Origin of the sequence: uncultured Eudoraea sp. (assembly GCF_947258525.1) — a bacterium.
Lineage (GTDB): Bacteria > Bacteroidota > Bacteroidia > Flavobacteriales > Flavobacteriaceae > Eudoraea.
On sequence record NZ_CAMYIP010000248.1, the window covers coordinates 1 to 2,116 of the forward strand.

1 protein-coding gene is annotated in these 2,116 nt (G+C 47.4%); it reads left to right on the top strand.

Going from position 1 to position 2,116, the window contains the following annotated elements; genetic code table 11:
* The coding region (locus Q0X89_RS17980; RefSeq protein ID WP_297696772.1) for a hypothetical protein at positions 1–1,971 on the top strand (1,971 nt) is incomplete at its 5' end.
* Positions 1,972–2,116 lie beyond the last annotated feature (145 nt).

Consider the following 2,116-nt stretch of genomic DNA (forward strand, 5'->3'; position numbering starts at 1 on the left):
TTCTACCTCAAGATAGCCGAATTCTACTGGCAGAACAATCAGAAAGAAGAGGCTTCGCGGGCTTTTATCGAGGGCGCAGTTAGACTTGCCGAGAATGGAAACCACGAGGAAGCCGTAACGGTTTTTGAACGCGTGCTTGAAGTCGTTCCGGAAGATCTTGTCGCAATTCGCGGTTACGTCAGTTCTCAAATAAAGCTAGGTTATCCCGAGGAAGGGGTAAGAGTTCTTGATGAGCTTTACACGCACGATCCAAACAATATCGATGTTGTTCATTCGTTAGTCGACTGTTATCTGGATATGGATACGCCAGACAAAGCCGAAATCGTGATTGTCGAACTCGTCGCCAACGATCCAAAAGCATACGCAAAATTACTCGATTTGGTTGAGTATTATTTGAAACATGATGATCTTGGTTCCGCGGTTAGACTTCTCTCGATGATTTCCGAGCAATTGCTTGTCAGCCAAAAACCGGAACGGTTGCTCGATTACCTCAATGAGATAGTCGCAAGAAATCCGGAAGACATTCAAGCACTTCGTCTGCTTGTCAGGTATTACACGTGGCACAAGAATGAAGGCGAGCTCCGGAAAGTGCTGGAACATTTGCTGGACGCGGCGAATTTTGCGCAATCGATGGAAGATGAACGCTTTGCAATTACGCAGCTCTTGTTGCTTTCTCCTCAGGATGACAAATACATTACACGTCTCAAGAAACTGAATGGAGTCGAAACTGTCGATGATGATGAAGAATCGGACTCTGTTGCTCCCTTGCGGGAAGGCGTTCCGACCTTTGAATCATTTAACGGGTTGTTAAACGACGCGGAAGGCGGGGATGCGGCGGAAGATTCGGCTGTTGAGTACACATTAGAGAGTTTTTCTGAGGAAACGGCCGAAATTACCTTGACCGAAGCGGATCTTCAGCCGGTCGAGGTTGACGAGATAAACCCAACAGAGAAAGTTTTCAACATTGAAGAACAAATTGAAAACCTAAGGTTCTACGTCGACCAGGGGTATTTGGAAATCGCACAGCAGACAATCAAAGAACTTGACGAAGAACACGGGGCTCTTGCCGAATTCAACGAAATTCGCGAGATCATCGGGAGTCTGGCTCCGGCAACCGACGTGGACTCAGGCCAGGAAGGCAGATCGGAAGAAACATATGTAATAGAAGCCAGCCCCGATGAATCTCTTGAGGAAGTTGAAAAAGAATTGACGGAAGCCGCCGAAGGTTCTTCTTTAAGCATTTCGGAAGAATCAGAGGAAGCTTCGCTCACAGACGAAAATGATGAAGAGATCGGCGCGAACAATCCGTTCGAAGAACAGATTGAAGAAAAAAGCGATGGTCAAACCGAAAGCGAAGAGGAATCTGGAGGGGAGTTTGATCGGGAAGCTCTAGCAGAACCCGAGACTTACGAACTCAGCGATGAGCCGCCTTCAAAGGATGGAGCGGTAGAAGAAGTTGAATCTGGTACCGACGTCTCTTCAACGCCCAAACAGGAGACTATTGAAGCTGACCAAACGGAATCCGAGCCTGTGGCCACTGAGGCTGCTGCGGTTGCGGCGGAGACCGATGAGGAATTCGAAAACCACTATCACCACGCAGTTGCATACAAAGAAATGGGGCTTCTCGAAGATTCCATTCGAGAGTTTCAATCGGCAATCGAATGCGTTGATGCAAACGACGGTTCGGGGCGTTTCCTCCAGTGCTGCACGCTAATCGGACATTGCTTAGTTGAGAAGAACCTGCCGCACGACGCCATAGTCTGGTTTGATAAAGCCTTTGAAGTCAACGGTTTGAACGACGAAGAAAAGCAGGCATTGAACTATGAACTTGCAAGTGCTTATGCACAGGATTGCAATTATCAAAAGGCTCTCACGATTTTCGAAGAAATCCACGGTGAAGAAGCAGACTATCGCGATGTTGCCGAGCGGCTCGATGAATGCCGGGAAAGTGCGAATTTGGTGCCCGCGTAAAAAGGTTTAATGTTATTAACACTTAAAGCGTGGTTAGGCGGCCACGCTTTTTTACGTACCGGTTTGGTTTGGATAGTCGGAAGTAATAGATATAATTGTAAGCATGGTTTCGAAGATCACGGTAGTATTGTTTGCGCTTGTTTGC